The following is an 18,130-nucleotide window of genomic DNA, read 5'->3' as shown; positions in this document are numbered from 1 at the left end:
GGACTGTTCGTCGAGAGATCGGAGGCGGCGGCCCCGGGCGGTGCTGTCCCAGTGGGATCAGTCGCGCAGGGTCGCCCCGAATCGCTCGCCGGCACGTCGGACTGCGCCGTCACGGGCCTCAGAGGCCTCGGCAGCGGTCAGGGTGCGGTCCGTGGCACGGAAGCGCAGCGCGAACGTCAGGGACTTCTGTCCCTCGTCCACGCCGGAGCCCCGGTAGTCATCCACGAGGCGAGCATACTCCAAGAGCTCTCCGGCACCAGTCCGGACGGCATCCAGTACTTCGCCCGCCGGTACCTCGGCTCCGACCACCAGGGAGAGGTCCTGGGTGGCCGCGGGGTACGACACGATCGGTGCAACGGACACGACGTCCGGCACCGCGGCGACGACCGCGTCGAGGTCGATCTCGACGACGGCGACGACCCGCGGGAGGTCCGCCGCGGCCGTCAGCTCGGGCAGGAGCTCCCCCGCGACGCCGACGACCGAGTCGCCGACGAGCAGTGACGCCGCGCGGCCCGGGTGCAGCGACGGGTGCGACGTCTGCGCCACGGTCAGCTCGGCGCCGGCCGCCCACGCGACGGTCCGTGCGACGTCGAGTGCGTCCGCGATGCCGAACGACTCGGGCTGCGTGCCGGGCTGCTTCCCGACGCGGTGGCCGGTGAGGAGCGCGGACACGTGGAAGGGCTGCGCGGGGAGCGAGGCGTCCAGTGCGCGGAGCGTGTCCGCGCCGGGGTGCGCGGCACCCGCCGGGACCTCGGTCGTGCCGAGCTCGGCGTCCGTCGGGAGGAACACCCGCGACGTCTCGTACACCGCGACGTCCACGAGCCCGCGGGAGACGTTCCGACGTGCGACGTCCACGAGCGCCGGGATGCCGCTGCGGCGCAGGAGGTTCTGCTCGCTGTCCAGGGCGTTCGCGAGCACGACGCTCGGACCGCCGGCCGGGTCGATGCCCGGGTACGCCGCGGTTGTCGCCGCGGACACGAAGGGGGCGGTGACGACCTCGAACAGGCCGTCGGCAGCCAACGCCGCCGACACCCGGCGGAGCGCGCGCTGGTGCGTCGAGAGACCGCGGCCGGGAGGGGCGACGGGGAGCACACTCGGGATGCGGTCGTAGCCGACGATGCGCGCGACTTCTTCCACCAGGGTGGTGTCGTCGGTCAGGTCGGGGCGCCAGGTCGGCGGCGTCACCGCCAGCTGCTCACCGTCGACGTCGACCGTGGCGCCGATCGCGCGCAGGGTCTCGATGACCTCGGCGTCGGTGTACTCGACGCCGACGAGCTCGGACGGACGGGACAGGCGCATCGTCACGACGGGCCGGGGCGCGTCGTCGACGAGCGTCGAGCCGAGGGCGTCCGCGGTGCCGCCGGCGAGCTCGACGAGGAGTTCGACGGCACGGTTCGCCGCGGCTTCGGCGACGAGCGGGTCGACGCCCCGCTCGAAGCGCCGCGACGCCTCGCTCGGGAGCTTGTGCCGACGGGCGGTGCGCGCGACGGAGACCTGGTCGAAGCCGGCTGCCTCGATCAGGACGTCCGTCGTGGTGCCGGAGAGCTCGGTGCGGGCGCCGCCCATCACCCCGGCGAGCCCGACGGGGCCGTCGTCGTCGGTGATGACGAGGTCTTCGGGGTCGAGCTCCCGGGTGACGTCGTCGAGGGTCGTCAGGGTCTCCCCCGGTACTGCACGACGGACCCCGAGGCCGCCGGCGACCTTCGCGAGGTCGTAGCCGTGCAGGGGCTGCCCGAGCTCGAACATGACGTAGTTCGTGATGTCGACGGGCAGCGAGATGGAGCGGACGCCGACGAGTGCCAGGCGCGACACCATCCAGGCCGGTGTCGGCTTGGTGGCGTCGATGCCGCGCACGACACGGGTGACGAAGGTGCTGGAGCCGACGCGGCCGCGGATCGGGGCGTCGTCGGTGATCATGACCGAGAAGCCCTCTCCGGTGCGCGGCGGCACCCGGTCCACCGGGTCGTGGAAGGACGCACCGGTGGCGTGGGCGTACTCACGCGCGACGCCGCGCATGCTCAGCGCGTAGCCACGGTCCGGGGTGACGTTGATCTCGACCGCGGCGTCGTCGAGGCCGAGGAGCGCGATGGCGTCTTCCCCGACGGACGGCTCCATGCCGAGGTCCGCGAACCGGAGGATGCCGTCGTGCTCGTCGCCGAGCCCGAGTTCACGGGCCGAGGCGATCATGCCGTCGGACACGTGGCCGTAGGTCTTGCGCGCAGCGATCGGGAACGGCCCGGGCAGCACGGCACCGGGGAGCGTGACGACGACGAGGTCGCCGACGTCGAAGTTGTGCGCACCGCAGACGATGCCGCGGGGCTCGGGCTCGCCGACGTCCACCTGGCACCAGTTGATCGTCTTGCCGTTCTTCTGCGGCTCCGGGACGCGCTCGAGCACCCGGCCGACCACGACGGGTCCGGTCAGGTCGTAGGTGTGGACGGCTTCCTCTTCGAAGCCGACCGACACGAGCGCCGCGTGGACGTGCTCGAGGGTGGCGTCGTCGGGGAGGTCGACCGACTCACCGAGCCAGCGGAGTGGGACGCGCATCAGACCACCGTTCCGAACTGCTGCGAGAAGCGGATGTCGCCCTCGAGGAAGTCACGCATGTCGTTGAGGCCGTTGCGGAACTGCAGCGTCCGCTCGATGCCCATGCCGAAGGCGAAGCCCTGGTACTCGTCGGGGTCGATGCCGGCGGAACGGAGGACGTTCGGGTTCACCATGCCGCAGCCGCCCCACTCGACCCAGCGCGCGCCGCCCTTGGCGTTCGGCTGCCAGACGTCCATCTCGGCGGAGGGCTCGGTGAACGGGAAGTAGTTCGGGCGCAGGCGGATCTGCGCTTCGGCGCCGAACATCTGCCGGGCGAAGTGCTCGAGCGTGCCGCGCAGGTGCGCCATCGTCAGGCCCTTGTCGATGGCGATGCCCTCGACCTGGGTGAAGACGGGCAGGTGCGTGGCGTCGAGCTCGTCGGCGCGGTACACGCGTCCGGGGGCGATGACGTACAGCGGCAGGTCGCGCGACAGCAGCGAGCGGACCTGCACGGGGGAGGTGTGGGTTCGCATCACCATGTGGCGGTCCACCGGCTCGACGAAGATCGTGTCGGCCATGGCCCGCGCGGGGTGGTCCTGGTCGAAGTTCAGCGCGTCGAAGTTGAACCACTCGTGCTCGAGCTCCGGGCCTTCCGCGACTTCCCATCCCATGCCGACGAAGATGTCGGCGACGGTCTCGTTGAGGAGCGACAGCGGGTGGCGGGAGCCGGGCGTCCTGGTCGACGGCAGCGCGGTGACGTCGACGCGCTCGGCTTCGAGCCGCGCGCGTTCCTCGGCCTCGGCGAGCACCGATTCCTGCTCGGCGATCGCCCCGTTGACCCGGCCGCGGGCCTGTCCGACGAGCTTGCCCGCCTGGGCCTTCTGCTCCGGCGGCACGCTGCGCATCGAGGCGTTCATCCGCGCGAGCGGCGACTGCTCCCCGGTGTGCTCGGCCCTGGCCTGCTTGAGCTCGGCGACCGTCGTGGCGGCACGGACGGCCGCGAGGGCTGCGTCGACCGCGTCGGCGACGGCCGATTCGCTGATCTCGAGAGGTTCTGACACGGGACCCAAGCCTACCGGCCCCTGGGATACCGCCGAGGTGCACCAGGTGGACTGTGGAGAACCCCGGTCAGGCGGTGCGCTGTGCGAACGCCGACTCGTAGAGGCAGACCGAGGCGGCCGTCGCCAGGTTCATCGACTCCGCCTTGCCGTAGATCGGCACCTTCACCGCACGGTCGACGAGCGCCAGGTCCTCGGCCGTGAGCCCGCGGGCCTCGTTCCCGAAGACCCAGGCGGTCGGTCCGTCGAGGAGCCCCTCGGCGCGGACCTCGGGCAGGTCGTCGCCCGAGACGTCCGCCGCCAGGATCGTGTAGCCGAGGGCACGGGCGCGCGACACGGCATCCTGCAGCGAGACGCCGACGGACACCGGGACGTGGAACAGCGAGCCCGTGGTGGACCGGACGACCTTCGGGTTGTACGGGTCGACGCTCCGCCCGGTGAGGACGACGGCATCCGCGCCGGCGGAGTCGGCGGCCCGGATGATCGTGCCGGCGTTCCCCGGGTCCCGCACCTCTTCGAGGATGGCGACCAGACCGGGCAGGGTGCGGTCCGCGGCGGGGTCGACCCGAGCCTCCGGATCGATCGCGCCGGGATCGGGGAAGACCTGCCGGACCGACGTCGGGAACTGCTGGCACACCGCGACGACGCCCTGCGGGGTCACCGTGTCCGCCATGGCGGCGAGGACCTGCTCGGTCACGAACCAGGTGTCCACCGGGGCGTCGGCGAGGCCGTAGCGCTCCGCGGCGGTCGGCGTCACGTAGAGCTCGCGGAGGAGCTCCGGCGCGTACTCGAGCGCTTCGCGCACCGCCTGCGGGCCCTCGAGGAGGAACAGGCCGGTGTCGGCACGTACGTCCTTCTTCGTCAGCGCGGCCACGGCCTTGACGCGTCCGGCACGGGGGTTCTCGAGGAGGTCAGTCACGCACCAAGTGTGGCAGCACACCCGTGGCATGCGCGAAGCCCCCGTTCCTCGGAAGGAACGGGGGCTTCGCGGAGACGCAGGTGACTACGCGGCCTTGGGAGCCGAGGTGTCGGCCGGGAGGGCCTTCTTGGCCGACTCGACGAGCGCGGCGAAGGTCTCCGGGTTGTTCACGGCGAGGTCCGCGAGGATGCGACGGTCGACCTCGATGCCGGCCAGGGCGAGGCCCTGGATGAGGCGGTTGTAGGTCAGGCCGTTCGCGCGGGACGCAGCGTTGATGCGCTGGATCCACAGGCGACGGAACTCGCCCTTCTTCGCGTGGCGGTCACGGTACGCGTAGACGAGGGAGTGGGTGACCTGCTCCTTCGCCTTGCGGTACAGACGCGAACGCTGGCCGCGGTAGCCCTCGGCGCGCTCGAGGATGACGCGACGCTTCTTGGCGGCGTTGACCGCTCTCTTCACTCTTGCCATTGCAGTGTTCCTTTACGAATCCGGGGGCTCAGTGGCCGAGGAGCTTCTTGACGTTCTTCGCGTCGGCCTTCGAGAGGACCTGGTCCTCGTTGAGGCGGGCCTTGCGCTTGGACGACTTGACCTCGAGGTTGTGACGCATACCGGCCTGCTGCTTCATGATCTTGCCGGTGCCGGTGACCTTGAAGCGCTTCTTCGACCCGGAGTGGGTCTTCTGCTTGGGCATGGTGGTGCCTTTCCGTGGGATGGATGGGGGGCCGCGCCATTGCGGATGGAAGTACTGCGCGGGATCGGTCTGGGTGGACCTGTCGGCCCGAGACCTATTCGGCCGTGGACTCGGTGGTGGCCGGTTCCGTCGACGCGGCCGGGGCAGCGTCTTCTTGCGGCTTCGACTTTGCGGCGTGCTCGGACGCGCGACGCTCGGCCTTGTCGGCCGCACGCTTGGCGTTCTGCTCGCCCTTGACGTCGGACTTGTTCTTGAGCGGCGCGATGATCATCGTCATGTTGCGGCCGTCCTGCGTGGGTCGGGACTCGACGACACCGAAATCGGCGATCTCCTCCGCGAACTTGTGCAGGAGCCGGACACCCTGTTCCGGACGCGACTGCTCGCGGCCACGGAAGAGGATCATGGCCTTCACCTTGTCGCCACCGAGGAGGAAGCCCTCGGCACGCTTGCGCTTGGTCTCGTAGTCGTGCACGTCGATCTTCAGGCGGAACCGGACCTCTTTGAGCTCGGTGTTGACCTGGTTGCGACGGGCTTCCTTGGCCTTCTGAGCGGCCTCGTACTTGAACTTGCCGTAGTCCATGATCTTGGCCACGGGCGGCTTCGCGTCCGGCGCGACCTCGACCAGATCCAGCTCGGCTTCCTGCGCGAGGCGCAGTGCGACGGCGATGGGGACAACGCCGACCTGCTCGCCCTGGGGTCCGACAAGACGGACCTCGGGGACGCGGATTCGGTCGTTGGTACGGGGATCGGGAATGCGGAGCTCCTTCAATCAGTGGTGGCCGTCCGGGGCGTTTGCCTGGACGACGGCACGAGAGGAGATCTGACGCACGGATCGGGACCCGTTCGGCAGCCGCCCGACTCCTGTCCAGCTGAGACCGTCATGTGACTGACTCAGCCGTGCAGGACTGCCGAACGCTGGCGCTCGGCGGAGCGGTCGTGACCCGGTAGCCTGGTGGTTCGTGGCCGCGGGTGGGAGTGACTCCTCTTCGTGATGAAGCCCGCCAGTCCGGATGGATTCGAGAAGCCAACTGGACGCACGGGCAGCATCTGCCGCGACGAGTCTAGCAGAGGAGCACCGTGACCGACACCCCGCCCAACCTCCCCCTCGACGACGGAGCGGACGACGCCGCCCGCGACATCTCCGAGGTCCCCGCCGTCGAGCTCATCAACACCGTGGCGGTGCACCTGCTGAGCGCAGCGGCCGTCAAGGTCGGGCTCGCCGACGACCCGCAGGAGCAGACCGACCTCGACGAGGCCCGCAAGCTCATCACCGCCCTCGCCGGGCTCGTGACCGCGGCCGCCACCGAGATCGGCGACCACCACGCCCGCCCCCTGCGTGACGGACTGCGCTCGGTGCAGCTCGCGTTCCGGGAGGCATCGGCGATCCCGGACGCGCCGGGCGCCGGCCCCGGCGAGAAGTACACCGGACCCGTCAACTAGCGAACGGGTCACGTCCCGAGCAGGGGACGGGACGACGGACGGGAGGCTCGTGGCGGCGCCGCCACGAGCCTCCCGTCCGTCTGTCGGCCCTGATCAGTGCGCCGAGCGCGCGGCCAGGCGCGCCACGGCGGCCACCGGGATGCCGACCCACGTCGGCCGGTTGCGTGCCTCGTAGACGACCTCGTAGACCGCCTTGTCGATCTCGAACGCGTCGAGGACCTCGCGGTGCGCGCGCACGTCGACGTCGAGTCCGCGCTCGTACCCGCCGAGGAACGCGTCCCGTGCCTCGTGCGCCCACGCACCGGCATCGACCGGGTCGTCGTCGTGCGCGAGCGCCCCGGCGACGTAGTCGAACGAGCGCAGCATGCCGGCGACGTCACGCAGCGGGACGTCGGGCAGCGAGCGCTCGTGGAGCGGGCGGAGGGGCTCGCCCTCGAAGTCCAGGAACACCCAGCCGCGGGGCTCCGGTGCCGAGAGGACCTGGCCGAGGTGCAGGTCCCCGTGGATCCGCTGCAGGTCGGGCCACGGCACCGCGGCGGCTCGGGCGTAGACGGCCCGCACGGCGTCGGCGTGCTCGGCGATCGCGGGGACCTCGGCAGCGGCGGTGTCGAGCCGCTGCAGCATCGTGGCGTGCGCCTGGGCGATCCGGTCGGCGGTCGCGGGCTCCGTCGGCATCACGCCGGCGAGGGTCACGTGCACCTCGGCGAGCGCCGCGCCGAGGCGGTCGGCCCCGACCGCGAACGAGTCGCCCCGCCGTGCGTCGTCGAGTGCCACACGCCACGCGTCGTCGAGCCCCGGCAGGAACTCCTGCGCGAACGCGAGGTGACCGCTCGCGACGCCGTCCGCGCGCCCGGTGTCCGGCCACGCGCCACGGAGGGCACCGAAGACCCGAGGGACCCGTGCCGAACCGGCCGCGGACAGGGCCTGTTGCGTGGTGACGTCCGGGTTGTCGCCGTGGTGCAGGACACGGAACACCTTGACGATCACGGTGCCGTTGTCCTCGGTCTCGCAGATGATCGAGGTGTTCGACTGCTCGCCGCGGAGGACCCGGGCACTCCGGACCGCGCCGATCGGCGTCAGCGACTCCTCGCCGGCGTCGATCCGGGCGAGGAGCCACCTGGCGTACGCGGGGTCGTGGGGGCCGTCGTAGTCGACGGTCGCCGGGGTCGACGAGTCCGGATCCGGGTCGATGCGGGCGGCGTCGAGCCCGTCGACGGCAGCCGCGTGTTCGGTGACGGGGACCTGGTAGAGCACCGGGCCGGTCGGGGCGTCGTCGATGACGAAGCGGGTGCGGACCCGCGCCTCGTCGGTGGTCTCGTCGATCTCCGCGATCGTGCGGAGGTCCGGGACACCACCCTTCGCCGCGTACCAGCGTTGCCGGGCCATCCACTGCGCGACGTCGGTCATGCGTCAGGAGGCTACGCGTCGGGAGGGCCGGCGGACTCAGGTCCTCCACAACGCGCGCTCGACGACCCGTTCTCCACAACCTGCAGCACGCGCCGCCTCGGGCATCGGCCGCGCACGACACTGATCCGCATGCAGACCACACACGCACCGGCCGACACCACCACGGGGACGCTCGACGACCCCCGGCACACCTGGCGCATCCCGGACGACCGACCACTCCCGGCGCTCGAGCACTGCGCGGACGACGTCCGCTCTCGGCCGACGGTGACCCAGCGGGAGACGCTGTGGGACACCCCGGACCGGGTGCTCGCCTTCGACGGGATCGAACTGCTGCGCGCCGACTCGGGGACGTGGACCGTCGACCACGGCGACGGGCCGGAGGACCCCGACTCCGAGGAGCACGGCGGCGTGCCTCCCGGCTCGGCGGGCCCCGAGGCGCCGACGGACGACCCGGTCGCGGTGCTCCTCGGTGGCGCGCAGCTCCTCCCGGTCCGGGTGCGGGTGACGACGACCACCCTCGTCGTGCTGCACGACGCGGACGGCCGCGCCCGGGCCGAGGTCGCCGACGTGCGCATCGACGAGGGCGACACGGACACGACGCTGCTCCGGAGCGCACGGTGGTGGGCGCTCTCGGACGACGGTGAGGCGGGACCCGTCGGGCGGCGCGCGCAGGCCGCCCTGACAGAGGCCACCGGCGACGACGGACACGGCCCGGACGAACCGGTCCCGACGCTCGCCCCGGTGCGACGCCCGGCCGCCGGGGCGTTCTGGGAGGATGAGCGGGTGCCGCACTACCTCGAGGACCTCACCGCCGGGCAGACCTTCACGACCCCGGGTCGCACCATCACCGAGGCGGACGTCGTGTCGTTCGCCTCGTGGACGAACGACAACAACCAGGTGCACACCGACGTGGAGTTCGCGTCCCACACCCGGTACGGACAGCGGATCGTGCACGGGATGCTCGGTGCCTCGCTCTGCCTCGGCCTGATCGCCCGCACCGGGGTGTTCGAAGGGTCGGCGGTGGCACTGCTCGGGATCGACCAGTGGCGGTTCACGGCGCCGGTGTTCATCGGGGACACCCTCACCTGCACGGTGGAGATCCTCTCGACGCGGCTGACGAGCTCCGGGAAGACCGGCATCGTCGAGCGGACGGTCACGCTCCGGAACCAGCACGGCGACGTCGTGCAGCAGGGCCGGATGGACGTCATGGTCCTGACCCGCGACGCGGCGATCGGCTGAGGGCGGCCCACACCCGCGCGGCAACCCGGACCGGTGTTGCCAGCCCCCTTTACAACGATGTACGTCCGCGCCAGCATGGACGCATGAGCACGCTCGACGGCACCGTCGCCGCATCCACCAGCGCCCCTGCAACCGACCTCCCGCTCGCCAGTCGGCAGGACGGCTCGTACCCCCGCCCGCAGATGCTCCGTGAGCACTGGGCCGACCTCGACGGGACGTGGTCGTTCCGGAACGACGGCGACGACACCGCGTGGCGGTCGGGCTTCCCCGACGCGCGTGACATCGTCGTGCCGTTCCCGCCCGAGTCGGTCGCGTCGGGCATCGACGAGCCGGGCTTCCACCCCGTGGTCTGGTACTCCCGGACCATCACCCGCGCCGACCTCGACGCCGCCGGGCTCGGCGCCGCCACCCCGCGGCTCGTGCTGCACTTCGGCGCGGCCGACTACCGCGCGAGCGTGTGGATCGACGGCACCTTCGTCGGATCCCACGAGGGCGGTCACACCCCCTTCCAGTTCGACGTCACCGACGTGCTGGCCGAGGACACCAACGCGGTGCACACCCTCGTGGTCCGCGCCGAGGACGACCCGCACGACCTCACCCAGCCCCGCGGCAAGCAGGACTGGCACGAGGACCCACACGCCATCTGGTACCGCCGCACCACCGGGATCTGGCAGACCGTCTGGCTCGAAGCCGTGCCGACCGCGTCGATCGAGTACCTCCGCTGGACGAACGTCGACCACGCCACCGTGCGCCTGACCGTCCGGGTCGCGGGACACCGGACCGGCGGCGAGCGCCTCCGCGTCGAGGCACGCTGGGACGAGCGCGACGAACACCTCGCGACGATCGAGGCCACCCTCGGCGACACCGCGGACGAGTTCGACGTCGTGGTCCCGATCGCGCGGCAGGCGAACGGGCAGGCCGAGGACGAACTGCACTGGACGCCGGAGGCCCCGCGGCTCGTGGACGCCTCCGTCGCGCTCCTCGACCGCACCGGCGAGCCGATCGACACCGTCGCGAGCTACTTCGGCGTCCGCACGGTCGGCGTCGACGGCGGCGCGTTCCAGCTGAACGGTCGCAGCTACGACGTCCGCAGCGTCCTCAACCAGGGGTACTGGCCGGACTCGCACATCGCCGCCCCGTCGCGCGCAGCACTCCGGCGTGAGGTCGAGCTCATCAAGGAGCTCGGCTTCAACGCGGCCCGCAACCACCAGAAGATCGAGGACCCCCGGTTCCTGTACTGGGCGGACCGCCTCGGGCTCCTGGTCTGGGGCGAAGCCCCCGGCGCCTACGCGTTCTCGCCCCGCGCCGTCCAGCGGCTGATGCGGGAGTGGATGGACGCCGTCGAACGCGACGCGTCGCACCCGTCGATCGTGACCTGGGTGCCGGCGAACGAGAGCTGGGGCGTCCAGCACATCAGCACGGACCCGGCGCAGCAGGCCTACGCCCGTGCACTCGCCGACGTCACCCGTGCGCTCGACCCGACGCGTCCGGTGATCTCGAACGACGGCTGGGAGCACACGAACTCGGACATCATCACGATCCACGACTACGAGGGCGTCGGCGAACGACTCGCACGCACCTACGCGGACGAGACCGCCCGGACCGAGCTCTTCCACGGCATGGGCCCGTCCGACCGGTGGGTGCTCGTCGGGGGCGCCGAAGACCTCGGGCAGCCGGTGATGCTGACCGAGTTCGGTGGCGTCGACTACCAGCCGGGCGGGGCGCGTGAGGACGGTTGGGGCTACACCTCGGCCGCCGACGGGGACGACTACGTCGCCCGCATCACGGCGCTGTACGACGCGATCCGGGCCAGCTCGTTCCTCGCCGGCTCGTGCTACACCCAGCTCACCGACACGATGCAGGAGACGAACGGCCTGCTGAACGCTGACCGCACGCCGAAGGTGCCGATCGAGCAGATCCGACGCGCGATCACGGGGCACTAGCCAGCGGTCCGCCCCGGTCCGGACGTCCGGACCGGGGCCCTGGTCTGGGAGGATCGGGCGGGTGACGAGCGTGGCGGAGACGAGCCGAGCCTCCCGGTCGGGGTTCCGTGCCCTGCTGGACGGACCGCGGAGCAGCTGGACCGCGCCGCTGGTGATCTGGGCCGGTTCGCGGGTGGTGAGCACGGCGCTGCTCCTGGGCATGTTCCTGCTCGCCACCGCGAACGGGTGGGAGTTCGCGTCGTACCGGCGCGACCCGTCGTTCGCCACGTTCTCCGGCTCGTGGGACGCCTCGTTCTACCGGACCATCGCGGAGCACGGGTACCCGTCGACGCTGCCCACCGACGGCGACGGGCACGTGCTGCCGAACCCGTGGGCCTTCCTGCCGGTGTTCCCCGCGCTCGTCCGGGCCGTGATGGCCGTGACGGGTGGGTCGTTCTGGGTCGTCGGTGTCGTCGTCGCGACGCTCGCCGGGGCCGGCGCCTGCGTGCTGTTGTACCGCCTGGTGCTCGCTGTCGGGTGTTCGCACCGTGCACGGTGGGCGACGGCGCTGTTCGCGTTCGGGCCGACGGCGTTCCTGCTGCAGGTGGCCTACGCCGAGTCGACGCTGCTGCTCCTGCTGTTCGGCGGCATGCTCGCGCTCGTCCGGCGGCGGTACTGGCTGGTCGGGCTGCTCGGCGTGGTCGCCGCGTTCACGAAGCCCGGGGTGCTGGCACTGGCCGTCGCGCTCGCGGTGCACCTGGTCGTGCGGTGGACCCGGGAACGCCGCGCGCTCCCGGTGCGGGACGTGATCACGATCGTCGTCGCGGGGTGCGTCGTCGCGGCCGCGGGGCTGGCGTGGCCCGTGATCGCCTCGGCGGTGACGGGGACGCCGAACGCGTACCTCGACACCGAGCTGTCGTGGTGGGTGGGGTTCGTCGGGCGGCAGCACTTCGCGCCCCTGACACCGTGGTTCGTGATGGCGGGGCGGTGGCTCGGGCCGGTCGGGATCGTGCTCGTGGTCGCGGTGCTCGCGGGGGCGGTGTGGTTCTGGACCCGGAAGGACGTGCGCGCGCTCGGGCCGGAGGTGCTCGGGTTCACGGCGTCGTACGGGCTGTACCTCGTCGCGGTGTTCCTGCCGCAGCAGAGCCTGCCGCGGCTGCTCATGCCGATGGCGCCGCTGCTCGGGTCGGACGTGTTCGTGCGGACGCGGCGGCGAGCGGTGACGTGGCTGCTCGTCGGGGTGTGCCTGCAGCCGGTCGCGATCGTGCTGCTCTGGTTCCTCGGGTACCCCTGAGGCGCAAGCAGCGGCCGCCGTGTCGCTCGGCGGTGGTGCCGTTCGCTTCCGCACAACCCAAACCGCCCCGAACCACGGGATCCCGTGGTGCGAAGCGGTTTCGATTGCGCGCGTCGGCGCCGACCCGCGCGGCTACGCGTCGAAGGTGTGGAACCAGGCCTTGCCGCCGGGGTGCTGCACCGTGATCATCTCGTCGAGGTCGCGGTACGGGCCGTCCTGGTTGTGGCTCGCCGACTTGATGCGGATCGTGCCGTCGGACTCCGTGAAGACCTCGGACACGATCGTGGTGTGGTCCGGGGAGTCGTTGTCGTTCCAGTCGAAGAACACGATGTCGCCGACCTGCACCTTGTCGCGCTCGTCACTCGAGCGGCGGGTGAGCCCGAACGTCGCCGCGTTGGCCGAGAGCCACGGGTCCATCGACGGGCAGTACGTCCAGGTGGCGGAGTGCGCTGCTCCCGCGGAGCGGCTGTACCAGTCGTCGCGCTGCTCCCAGCCCCGGGCGATGAGCGTCTGGCTGACGTAGTTCGCGCAGTCGCCGCCGATCGGGTTCATCGTGCCGTACTCGGCGAGGTTGTAGTCCTTCCAGTACCGCATCGCGTAGGCGAGCTGCCGGTCCACGTCGGTGAGCGCCGCGTACGACAACGACGTCGTCGCGAGCGCGCTCGAGGCGGACGGCACCGGCGCCGCGCTGGCCGTCGGCGTGCCGGTCGCGGAGTCCTGTGTCGCACCGCTCTGCCCGTCGTTCGCCGCGCTGCCGTTGCCGTCGGAGCTCTGGTTCGCGGACGCGACGGGCGTCAGTTCGGCGTCGAACAGCGCGACGTCGGCGGATCCCGCCGTGTACATCGCCTGGTGCGGCGCGGTGAAGGTCACCTTCGTCGCGGTGGCCTTGACGTCCCGCGCGGCGATCCCGCCGACGGTGACCCCGCGGACGGCAGCGAGACCGGTCCCGGCAACGGTGACGGTCACCCCGCCGGCGAGCGGGACCTGGGCCGGCGTCAGTCCGGTGGCCTTCGGCTTCGCGGAGGGCGTCGACCCGGTGGACCGCGACGCACCGCCCTTCCCGCCGTCCGCACCGCCGTCCGCTCCGTTGTCGGAGGAACACGCGGCGACGGCGAGGCCGACCCCGGCGATCCCGGCGAGGGACAGGAGTGAGCGGCGCGTGAAGGAGGCAGTCATGGCGTCACCAGGGTACGTGACGGCCCCCGACACACGAGGGGACGCGCGGCGCGTCAGACGCCGGTGACGTTCACCAGCCAGCTCACGCCGAACCGGTCCGTCACCATCCCGAACTCGTCGCCCCACGGCGCCTTCGTCAACGGTTCGAGCACGGTGCCGCCCTCGGAGAGCCCGGCGAAGAAGCGGCGCATGTCCTCGGCGTCGTCACCGGACAGGGACACCGAGATGCTGCTGCCGCCGCTGCTGTACTGCATGCTGTTCGGGGTGTCGGCGCCCATGATCAGGTAGCCGTTCGGCGTCTCGAGCTGGCCGTGCATGATCTTGTCCGCCTCGGCCGGGTCCTCGGATGCGTGCATCTCGCCGAACGTGCTCAGGGTGAGCTCGCCGCCGAACACCGACTGGTAGAACTCCATCGCCTGCCGGGCGTCGTCGCGGAAGCCGAGGTACGGGTTCAGTCGCGAGGTCATGTCGGTCTCCTTCGTCCGGCCCGGGCGCGTGTTCCCGGCGCTCGCCGTCATCGTGGCACCGCTCCGGACACCGCGCAACGATCGTTCCGGAGCGGCACCATCGCGTGCTGCCGCACCGCATTCCGGACAGGAGGCTCGTGGGGGGCCCGCCACGAGCCTCCCGTCCGTCACGGAACGGTCTCGAGCCGATCTCGATTCCGCAACCACGGCTCGCCACCACCTGCCGGTCCGAGAGGATCGGCGCATGGGGAACCTCCGATCCGCCCGCCCGTCCACCATCGCTGCCGCGCTGCTCGCGTGCGCCGCGTTCGCGCTCACCGGCTGCTCGTCCACGGGGGACGCCGGCGCGACCCCCGCTCCGGCCCGGACCGCGACGCCGACAACCGCGGCGAGCACGACCGATTCGGACGACCCGGTGATGGACGACGTCGACACCAGTGCTGCGGCGGTCTGCGGGCGGCTCAGCATGCTCACCACGATCTCCCTGAACGCGAGCACCGGGCACAGCCGCGGGGAGCTCTCGGACGCGCAGTACGAGGCGCTCCTGGCGTCGGTGCGCTTCGGGTACGAGCGGCTGGTGAGCACCGACCCGACGATGACGACCGCGGTCGACTACACGCAGCGCTACCTCGAGGACCACCCGGCGCCTGCGACCGGACCGGCGATCGACGAGACCACCGCCGACTGGGACCTGGTCGGTCGGACGCTGGTCACCGCGTGCCGTGACGCCGGGTCGTCGATCGTGGCGGACGCGCAGTACGGCGGCTGACGCTCGTGCCCGTCCGGCGGCCGGCCCGGCGCGCGAACGCAACAGGCCCGAACGCAACAGGCCCGAAGACAACAAGCACGAAGACAACAAGCACGAACGCAACAGGCCCGGACCATGCGGTCCGGGCCTGTTGCACTTGGTGGAGCTAAGGGGATTCGAACCCCTGACCTTCTCATTGCGAACGAGACGCGCTACCAACTGCGCCATAGCCCCAAGTGCTCGACAACACTAGCACCCGGCCGCCGCGGACCGAAATCGCGCGGCACCCGCCGGGCGTGCCGCGATCAGACCGCGCGGCGGCGACGCATGATCGCGTCGAGGTCGGCCTGCTGGTAGTCGTCGTCGCCGATGACGCCCATCCCGGCCCACTTGCTCGGCGGAGCGGATGCTTCTGCGACCGGCGCCGACTCGGCGACCGGCGCACCGGCAGCACGGGCGGCGGGCGCAGTCGCAGACGCAGTCGCAGGCGCGGCGGGCGCAGCCCGGAGTCCGAGCCGCTCCGCGAGCCGGCCCTGGTCGTGCGCGGACAGTGCCGCGACGGCCTCCTCGACGTCCGGACGCATCCGGGACACCGTCGCGAGCGTCGGGTCCGACTCCCCCGCACGGATCGCTGCGGCCTCGGCGTCGGCCTCCGCCTTGGCAGCGGCCACGCGTTCCTTGAGTCGCGCGGCGAGCTCCGCGGAGGACTCCGGGGACGCGGCAGGAGCGGCGGGCCGCTCGACGTACAGCGGCTTCGGCACGCGGGCGGGCGTCCAGGTGCGGTCCGCCTCGGGCTCGGCAGGGCGGTCGGTGGTCAGCGGCGGGGCGGGATCGGTCCAGGCGGTCGTCGGCCTGGAGGCTCGGCGGACCTCCGGCGCGGACGCCGCGGCACGTGTCTTCCGCGCCTGGGCGACCTGGTGCAGCTGGGCGAGGACGGCTGCGGACCCTCCGGCGGCGACGAGCCCCGCGACGGCGACGAGCCAGGCGGCGGGCGCGACGACGAGCACCACGAGCGCGACGACGAGCCCGGCGACGCCGAGCAGGGTCGCACCGAGCCGCGAACGACGCATGCGCATCGCGGTCAGTGCGGGGACCGCTCCGGCCCGTTCGAGCGCCGGAGCCTGCTCCGCGAGTCGACGGGTGATCTCCCGCTGCCGTGCGGCCTCGTGCGCCCGGACGATGGCGGAGCGCTTGGCCTCTTCGGACTTCGCGACCTTCTGCGCCTCGGCGAGGGACTTCGCGTTCATCTCGATGCGGACCTCGTCCGGCAGTTCAGCGGTCTGCGCGAGGATCCGGAGGGTCTGCTGCAACCGGATCGCGTTCCGTTCGGTGGCGAGGTACTGCCGCCGGGCAGCCCACGCGGGCATCAGGTACACGAGCCAGAGCACCGCGGCGACGAGCAGCACGATGCCGCCGCCCCACGACCCGATACCTGCCATGGGGAGAGGCTAGGGGCGGGGGTTCCCCGCGCTCGTGATTGCCGGGCGTGTGTTGCGCTATCGGCGCAGGCGCTCCCGGCGGGGGCGCTATCGGCGGGGGCCGGTGACGATCGGCAGCGCGGCCTCGTCACGCGCGGCGAGCGGCACGCTCCCGACGCCGGGCGGCACCTGACCGGAGACCCACCGTTCGAGGACGCCCTCGCGCACCTCTTCGGCGACGAGCGCGAAACAGAAGTGGTCGCGCCAGTCCCCGTTGATGTGGATGTACCGGCGACGGAGCCCCTCGTACCGGAACCCGAGCTTCTCGACGACGCGGAGCGACGGAGCGTTCTCGGGCCGGATGCAGACCTCGATGCGGTGGATGCCGACCGCGCGGAAGCAGTGGTCGGTCGCGAGGGCGACGGCGATCGGCGTGACGTTGTGGCCGGCGGCGCCCTCGACCACCCAGTAGCCGATCGAGGCGCTGGCGAGTGACCCGTAGGTGACGCCGGAGACGTTCAGCTGCCCGACGAAGCGGCCATCGAGCTCCATCGCGAACGGGAGCCCGAGTCCCGCGCGGGCGTTCGCCTGGAGCGCGCGGATGCTGCCACGGACATCGGTCGAGACGTGACCCGACGGGTTCGTGGCCTCCCAGGTGCGGAGCCAGGAGCGGTTCATCGCGAGCGCGGCGTCGAGGTCGCGCGTGTCGCGGAGCCGGAGGGGGCGGATCGTGACCCGTCCGTGGGACAGGGTCGGGATGGTCGTCATCGGGCGGTTCCTCCGGTGCTCCGGGGGTTCCCGGAGCGGGTGTCCCACCCGGGGCCAGTGCTACCGGCCCCGGGTGGGATGGGTCGACTCATTCGCCCGCGTTGAACTCCTTGAGCCACGACTTGAGGTCGGGGCCGAGGTCTTCGCGGTCCGAGGCGAGCTGCACGATCGCCTTGATGTAGTCGAGTTTGTCACCGGTGTCGTACCGGCGTCCACGGAACACGACGCCGTACACGCCGCCGGTCCACTCCTCGGCGCTCGCCATCTTCATGAGCGCGTCGGTGAGCTGGATCTCGCCGCCCTTGCCCGGCTCCTGCTTCTCGAGGACGTCGAAGACCTCGGGGCGGATGACGTAGCGGCCGATGATGGCCAGGTTCGAGGGCGCTTCGCCCTGCGCCGGCTTCTCGACGAGGCCGGTGATCTTCACGACGTCGTCGGTGTCGGTCGGCTCGACCGTGGCGATGCCGTAGAGGTGGGTCTGCGATTCCGGGACCTCGAGCAGTGCGACGACGGTCGCGTTCTTCTCGCCCTGGACCTCGATCATGCGCTTGAGGAGCGGGTCACGGGCGTCGATGATGTCGTCGCCGAGGAGGACGGCGAACGGCTCACGACCGACGTGCATCTTCGCGCGGAGCACGGCGTGGCCGAGTCCGAGCGGGTCGCCCTGGCGGACGTAGTGCATGTCGGCGAGGTCGGTCGACTGGTTGACCTTCTGGAGCTTCTCGTGGTCGCCCTTCTTCTTGAGGGTCTCCTCGAGCTCCGACACGTGGTCGAAGTGGTTCTCGAGCGCGTTCTTGTTGCGCCCGGTGATCATCAGCACATCGGTGAGTCCCGCGTCGACGGCCTCTTCCACCACGTACTGGATGGCCGGCTTGTCGACGACGGGGAGCATCTCCTTCGGCATCGCCTTGGTCGCGGGGAGGAAGCGGGTGCCCAGCCCTGCCGCTGGGATCACCGCCTTGGAAATCTGGAAGCCCATGCCCACGACCGTATCCGATGCCCCCTCCTGGGTCATGTCAACGGAACGGAGGACAAGGGCTTTGCGGACAGGAGCGCG

General features: G+C 71.6%; 17 protein-coding genes and 1 tRNA gene. 5 read left to right on the top strand and 13 right to left on the bottom strand.

Features of this window, described 5'->3' with window-relative positions; translation table 11 throughout:
- Positions 1-57 precede the first annotated feature (57 nt).
- The 6 genes from pheT to infC all read right to left on the bottom strand — a co-directional run bounded on the left by pheT (position 58) and on the right by infC (position 5,963).
- The gene (gene pheT / locus EDF27_RS06305) at positions 58-2,547 is read right to left on the bottom strand and encodes a phenylalanine--tRNA ligase subunit beta (protein WP_132047727.1); all 2,490 of its coding nucleotides are present in this window, start codon (positions 2,545-2,547) and stop codon (positions 58-60) included.
- Entirely contained in the window at positions 2,547-3,587 is a 1,041-nt protein-coding gene (pheS, locus tag EDF27_RS06300) for a phenylalanine--tRNA ligase subunit alpha (RefSeq protein WP_132047724.1), read from the bottom strand. Before pheS ends, pheT begins: the two co-directional genes overlap by 1 nt.
- Positions 3,588-3,654: 67 nt before the next feature.
- On the bottom strand, positions 3,655-4,503 hold the full coding sequence (locus EDF27_RS06295) for an RNA methyltransferase (RefSeq protein WP_243698214.1): 849 nt from the start codon (positions 4,501-4,503) through the stop codon (positions 3,655-3,657).
- Positions 4,504-4,587: 84 nt separating this feature from the next.
- A complete protein-coding gene (gene rplT / locus EDF27_RS06290; RefSeq protein WP_056120821.1) occupies positions 4,588-4,971 on the bottom strand; it encodes a 50S ribosomal protein L20 in 384 nt (127 codons plus the stop codon).
- A gap of 28 nt (positions 4,972-4,999) precedes the next feature.
- Positions 5,000-5,194, bottom strand: coding sequence for a 50S ribosomal protein L35 (rpmI, locus tag EDF27_RS06285; RefSeq protein ID WP_071273122.1), 195 nt, complete (start codon positions 5,192-5,194; stop codon positions 5,000-5,002).
- A gap of 94 nt (positions 5,195-5,288) precedes the next feature.
- On the bottom strand, positions 5,289-5,963 hold the full coding sequence (infC, locus tag EDF27_RS06280; RefSeq protein ID WP_132047720.1) for a translation initiation factor IF-3: 675 nt from the start codon (positions 5,961-5,963) through the stop codon (positions 5,289-5,291).
- Between the two features lie 308 nt (positions 5,964-6,271).
- On the opposite strand from infC, the gene EDF27_RS06275 reads away from it, so the two are divergent.
- Positions 6,272-6,634 (top strand): DUF1844 domain-containing protein, encoded by a 363-nt coding sequence (locus tag EDF27_RS06275; protein WP_123656229.1) that lies wholly within the window; start codon positions 6,272-6,274, stop codon positions 6,632-6,634.
- 93 nt (positions 6,635-6,727) lie between these two features.
- Here the strand turns inward: EDF27_RS06275 and EDF27_RS06270 are convergent, their stop codons facing one another.
- Entirely contained in the window at positions 6,728-8,041 is a 1,314-nt protein-coding gene (locus tag EDF27_RS06270; protein ID WP_123700754.1) for a phosphotransferase, read from the bottom strand.
- A 129-nt stretch (positions 8,042-8,170) separates the two neighbouring features.
- Here EDF27_RS06270 and EDF27_RS19900 point away from each other — a divergent pair, with 129 nt between their 5' ends.
- The 3 genes from EDF27_RS19900 (at position 8,171) to EDF27_RS06255 (ending at position 12,496) form a co-directional block, all read left to right on the top strand.
- A complete protein-coding gene (locus EDF27_RS19900; protein ID WP_207909564.1) occupies positions 8,171-9,280 on the top strand; it encodes a MaoC/PaaZ C-terminal domain-containing protein in 1,110 nt (369 codons plus the stop codon).
- Positions 9,281-9,363: 83 nt separating this feature from the next.
- On the top strand, positions 9,364-11,223 hold the full coding sequence (locus EDF27_RS06260; protein ID WP_123700755.1) for a glycoside hydrolase family 2 TIM barrel-domain containing protein: 1,860 nt from the start codon (positions 9,364-9,366) through the stop codon (positions 11,221-11,223).
- Between the two features lie 61 nt (positions 11,224-11,284).
- Positions 11,285-12,496 (top strand): hypothetical protein, encoded by a 1,212-nt coding sequence (locus EDF27_RS06255; RefSeq protein ID WP_185021525.1) that lies wholly within the window; start codon positions 11,285-11,287, stop codon positions 12,494-12,496.
- 132 nt (positions 12,497-12,628) lie between these two features.
- Here the strand turns inward: EDF27_RS06255 and EDF27_RS06250 are convergent, their stop codons facing one another.
- Together EDF27_RS06250 and EDF27_RS06245 are read right to left on the bottom strand one after the other, a co-directional pair.
- Positions 12,629-13,672: an amidase domain-containing protein gene (locus EDF27_RS06250; RefSeq protein WP_123656232.1), complete on the bottom strand. Its 1,044-nt coding sequence runs from the start codon at positions 13,670-13,672 to the stop codon at positions 12,629-12,631.
- A 53-nt stretch (positions 13,673-13,725) separates the two neighbouring features.
- Positions 13,726-14,139, bottom strand: coding sequence for a VOC family protein (locus EDF27_RS06245; RefSeq protein WP_123656233.1), 414 nt, complete (start codon positions 14,137-14,139; stop codon positions 13,726-13,728).
- Between the two features lie 244 nt (positions 14,140-14,383).
- Between EDF27_RS06245 and EDF27_RS06240 the strand changes: the two genes are divergently transcribed.
- Positions 14,384-14,908 (top strand): hypothetical protein, encoded by a 525-nt coding sequence (locus EDF27_RS06240; protein WP_123700756.1) that lies wholly within the window; start codon positions 14,384-14,386, stop codon positions 14,906-14,908.
- Between the two features lie 137 nt (positions 14,909-15,045).
- Here EDF27_RS06240 and EDF27_RS06235 read toward each other — a convergent pair.
- From EDF27_RS06235 to galU, 4 genes are all read right to left on the bottom strand, one after another.
- Positions 15,046-15,121, bottom strand: a tRNA-Ala gene (locus EDF27_RS06235).
- A gap of 71 nt (positions 15,122-15,192) precedes the next feature.
- A complete protein-coding gene (locus tag EDF27_RS06230; protein WP_123700757.1) occupies positions 15,193-16,326 on the bottom strand; it encodes a hypothetical protein in 1,134 nt (377 codons plus the stop codon).
- Between the two features lie 87 nt (positions 16,327-16,413).
- Positions 16,414-17,073 (bottom strand): GNAT family protein, encoded by a 660-nt coding sequence (locus tag EDF27_RS06225; RefSeq protein WP_123656236.1) that lies wholly within the window; start codon positions 17,071-17,073, stop codon positions 16,414-16,416.
- 88 nt (positions 17,074-17,161) lie between these two features.
- On the bottom strand, positions 17,162-18,052 hold the full coding sequence (galU, locus tag EDF27_RS06220; RefSeq protein WP_123656237.1) for a UTP--glucose-1-phosphate uridylyltransferase GalU: 891 nt from the start codon (positions 18,050-18,052) through the stop codon (positions 17,162-17,164).
- Between the last annotated feature and the right edge of the window lie 78 nt (positions 18,053-18,130).

The organism is Curtobacterium sp. PhB136 (assembly GCF_004346855.1).
Taxonomy (GTDB): Bacteria; Actinomycetota; Actinomycetes; order Actinomycetales; family Microbacteriaceae; genus Curtobacterium.
Note: the sequence above shows the minus strand (reverse complement) of the source record. Positions and strands in the feature narration are given on the sequence as shown.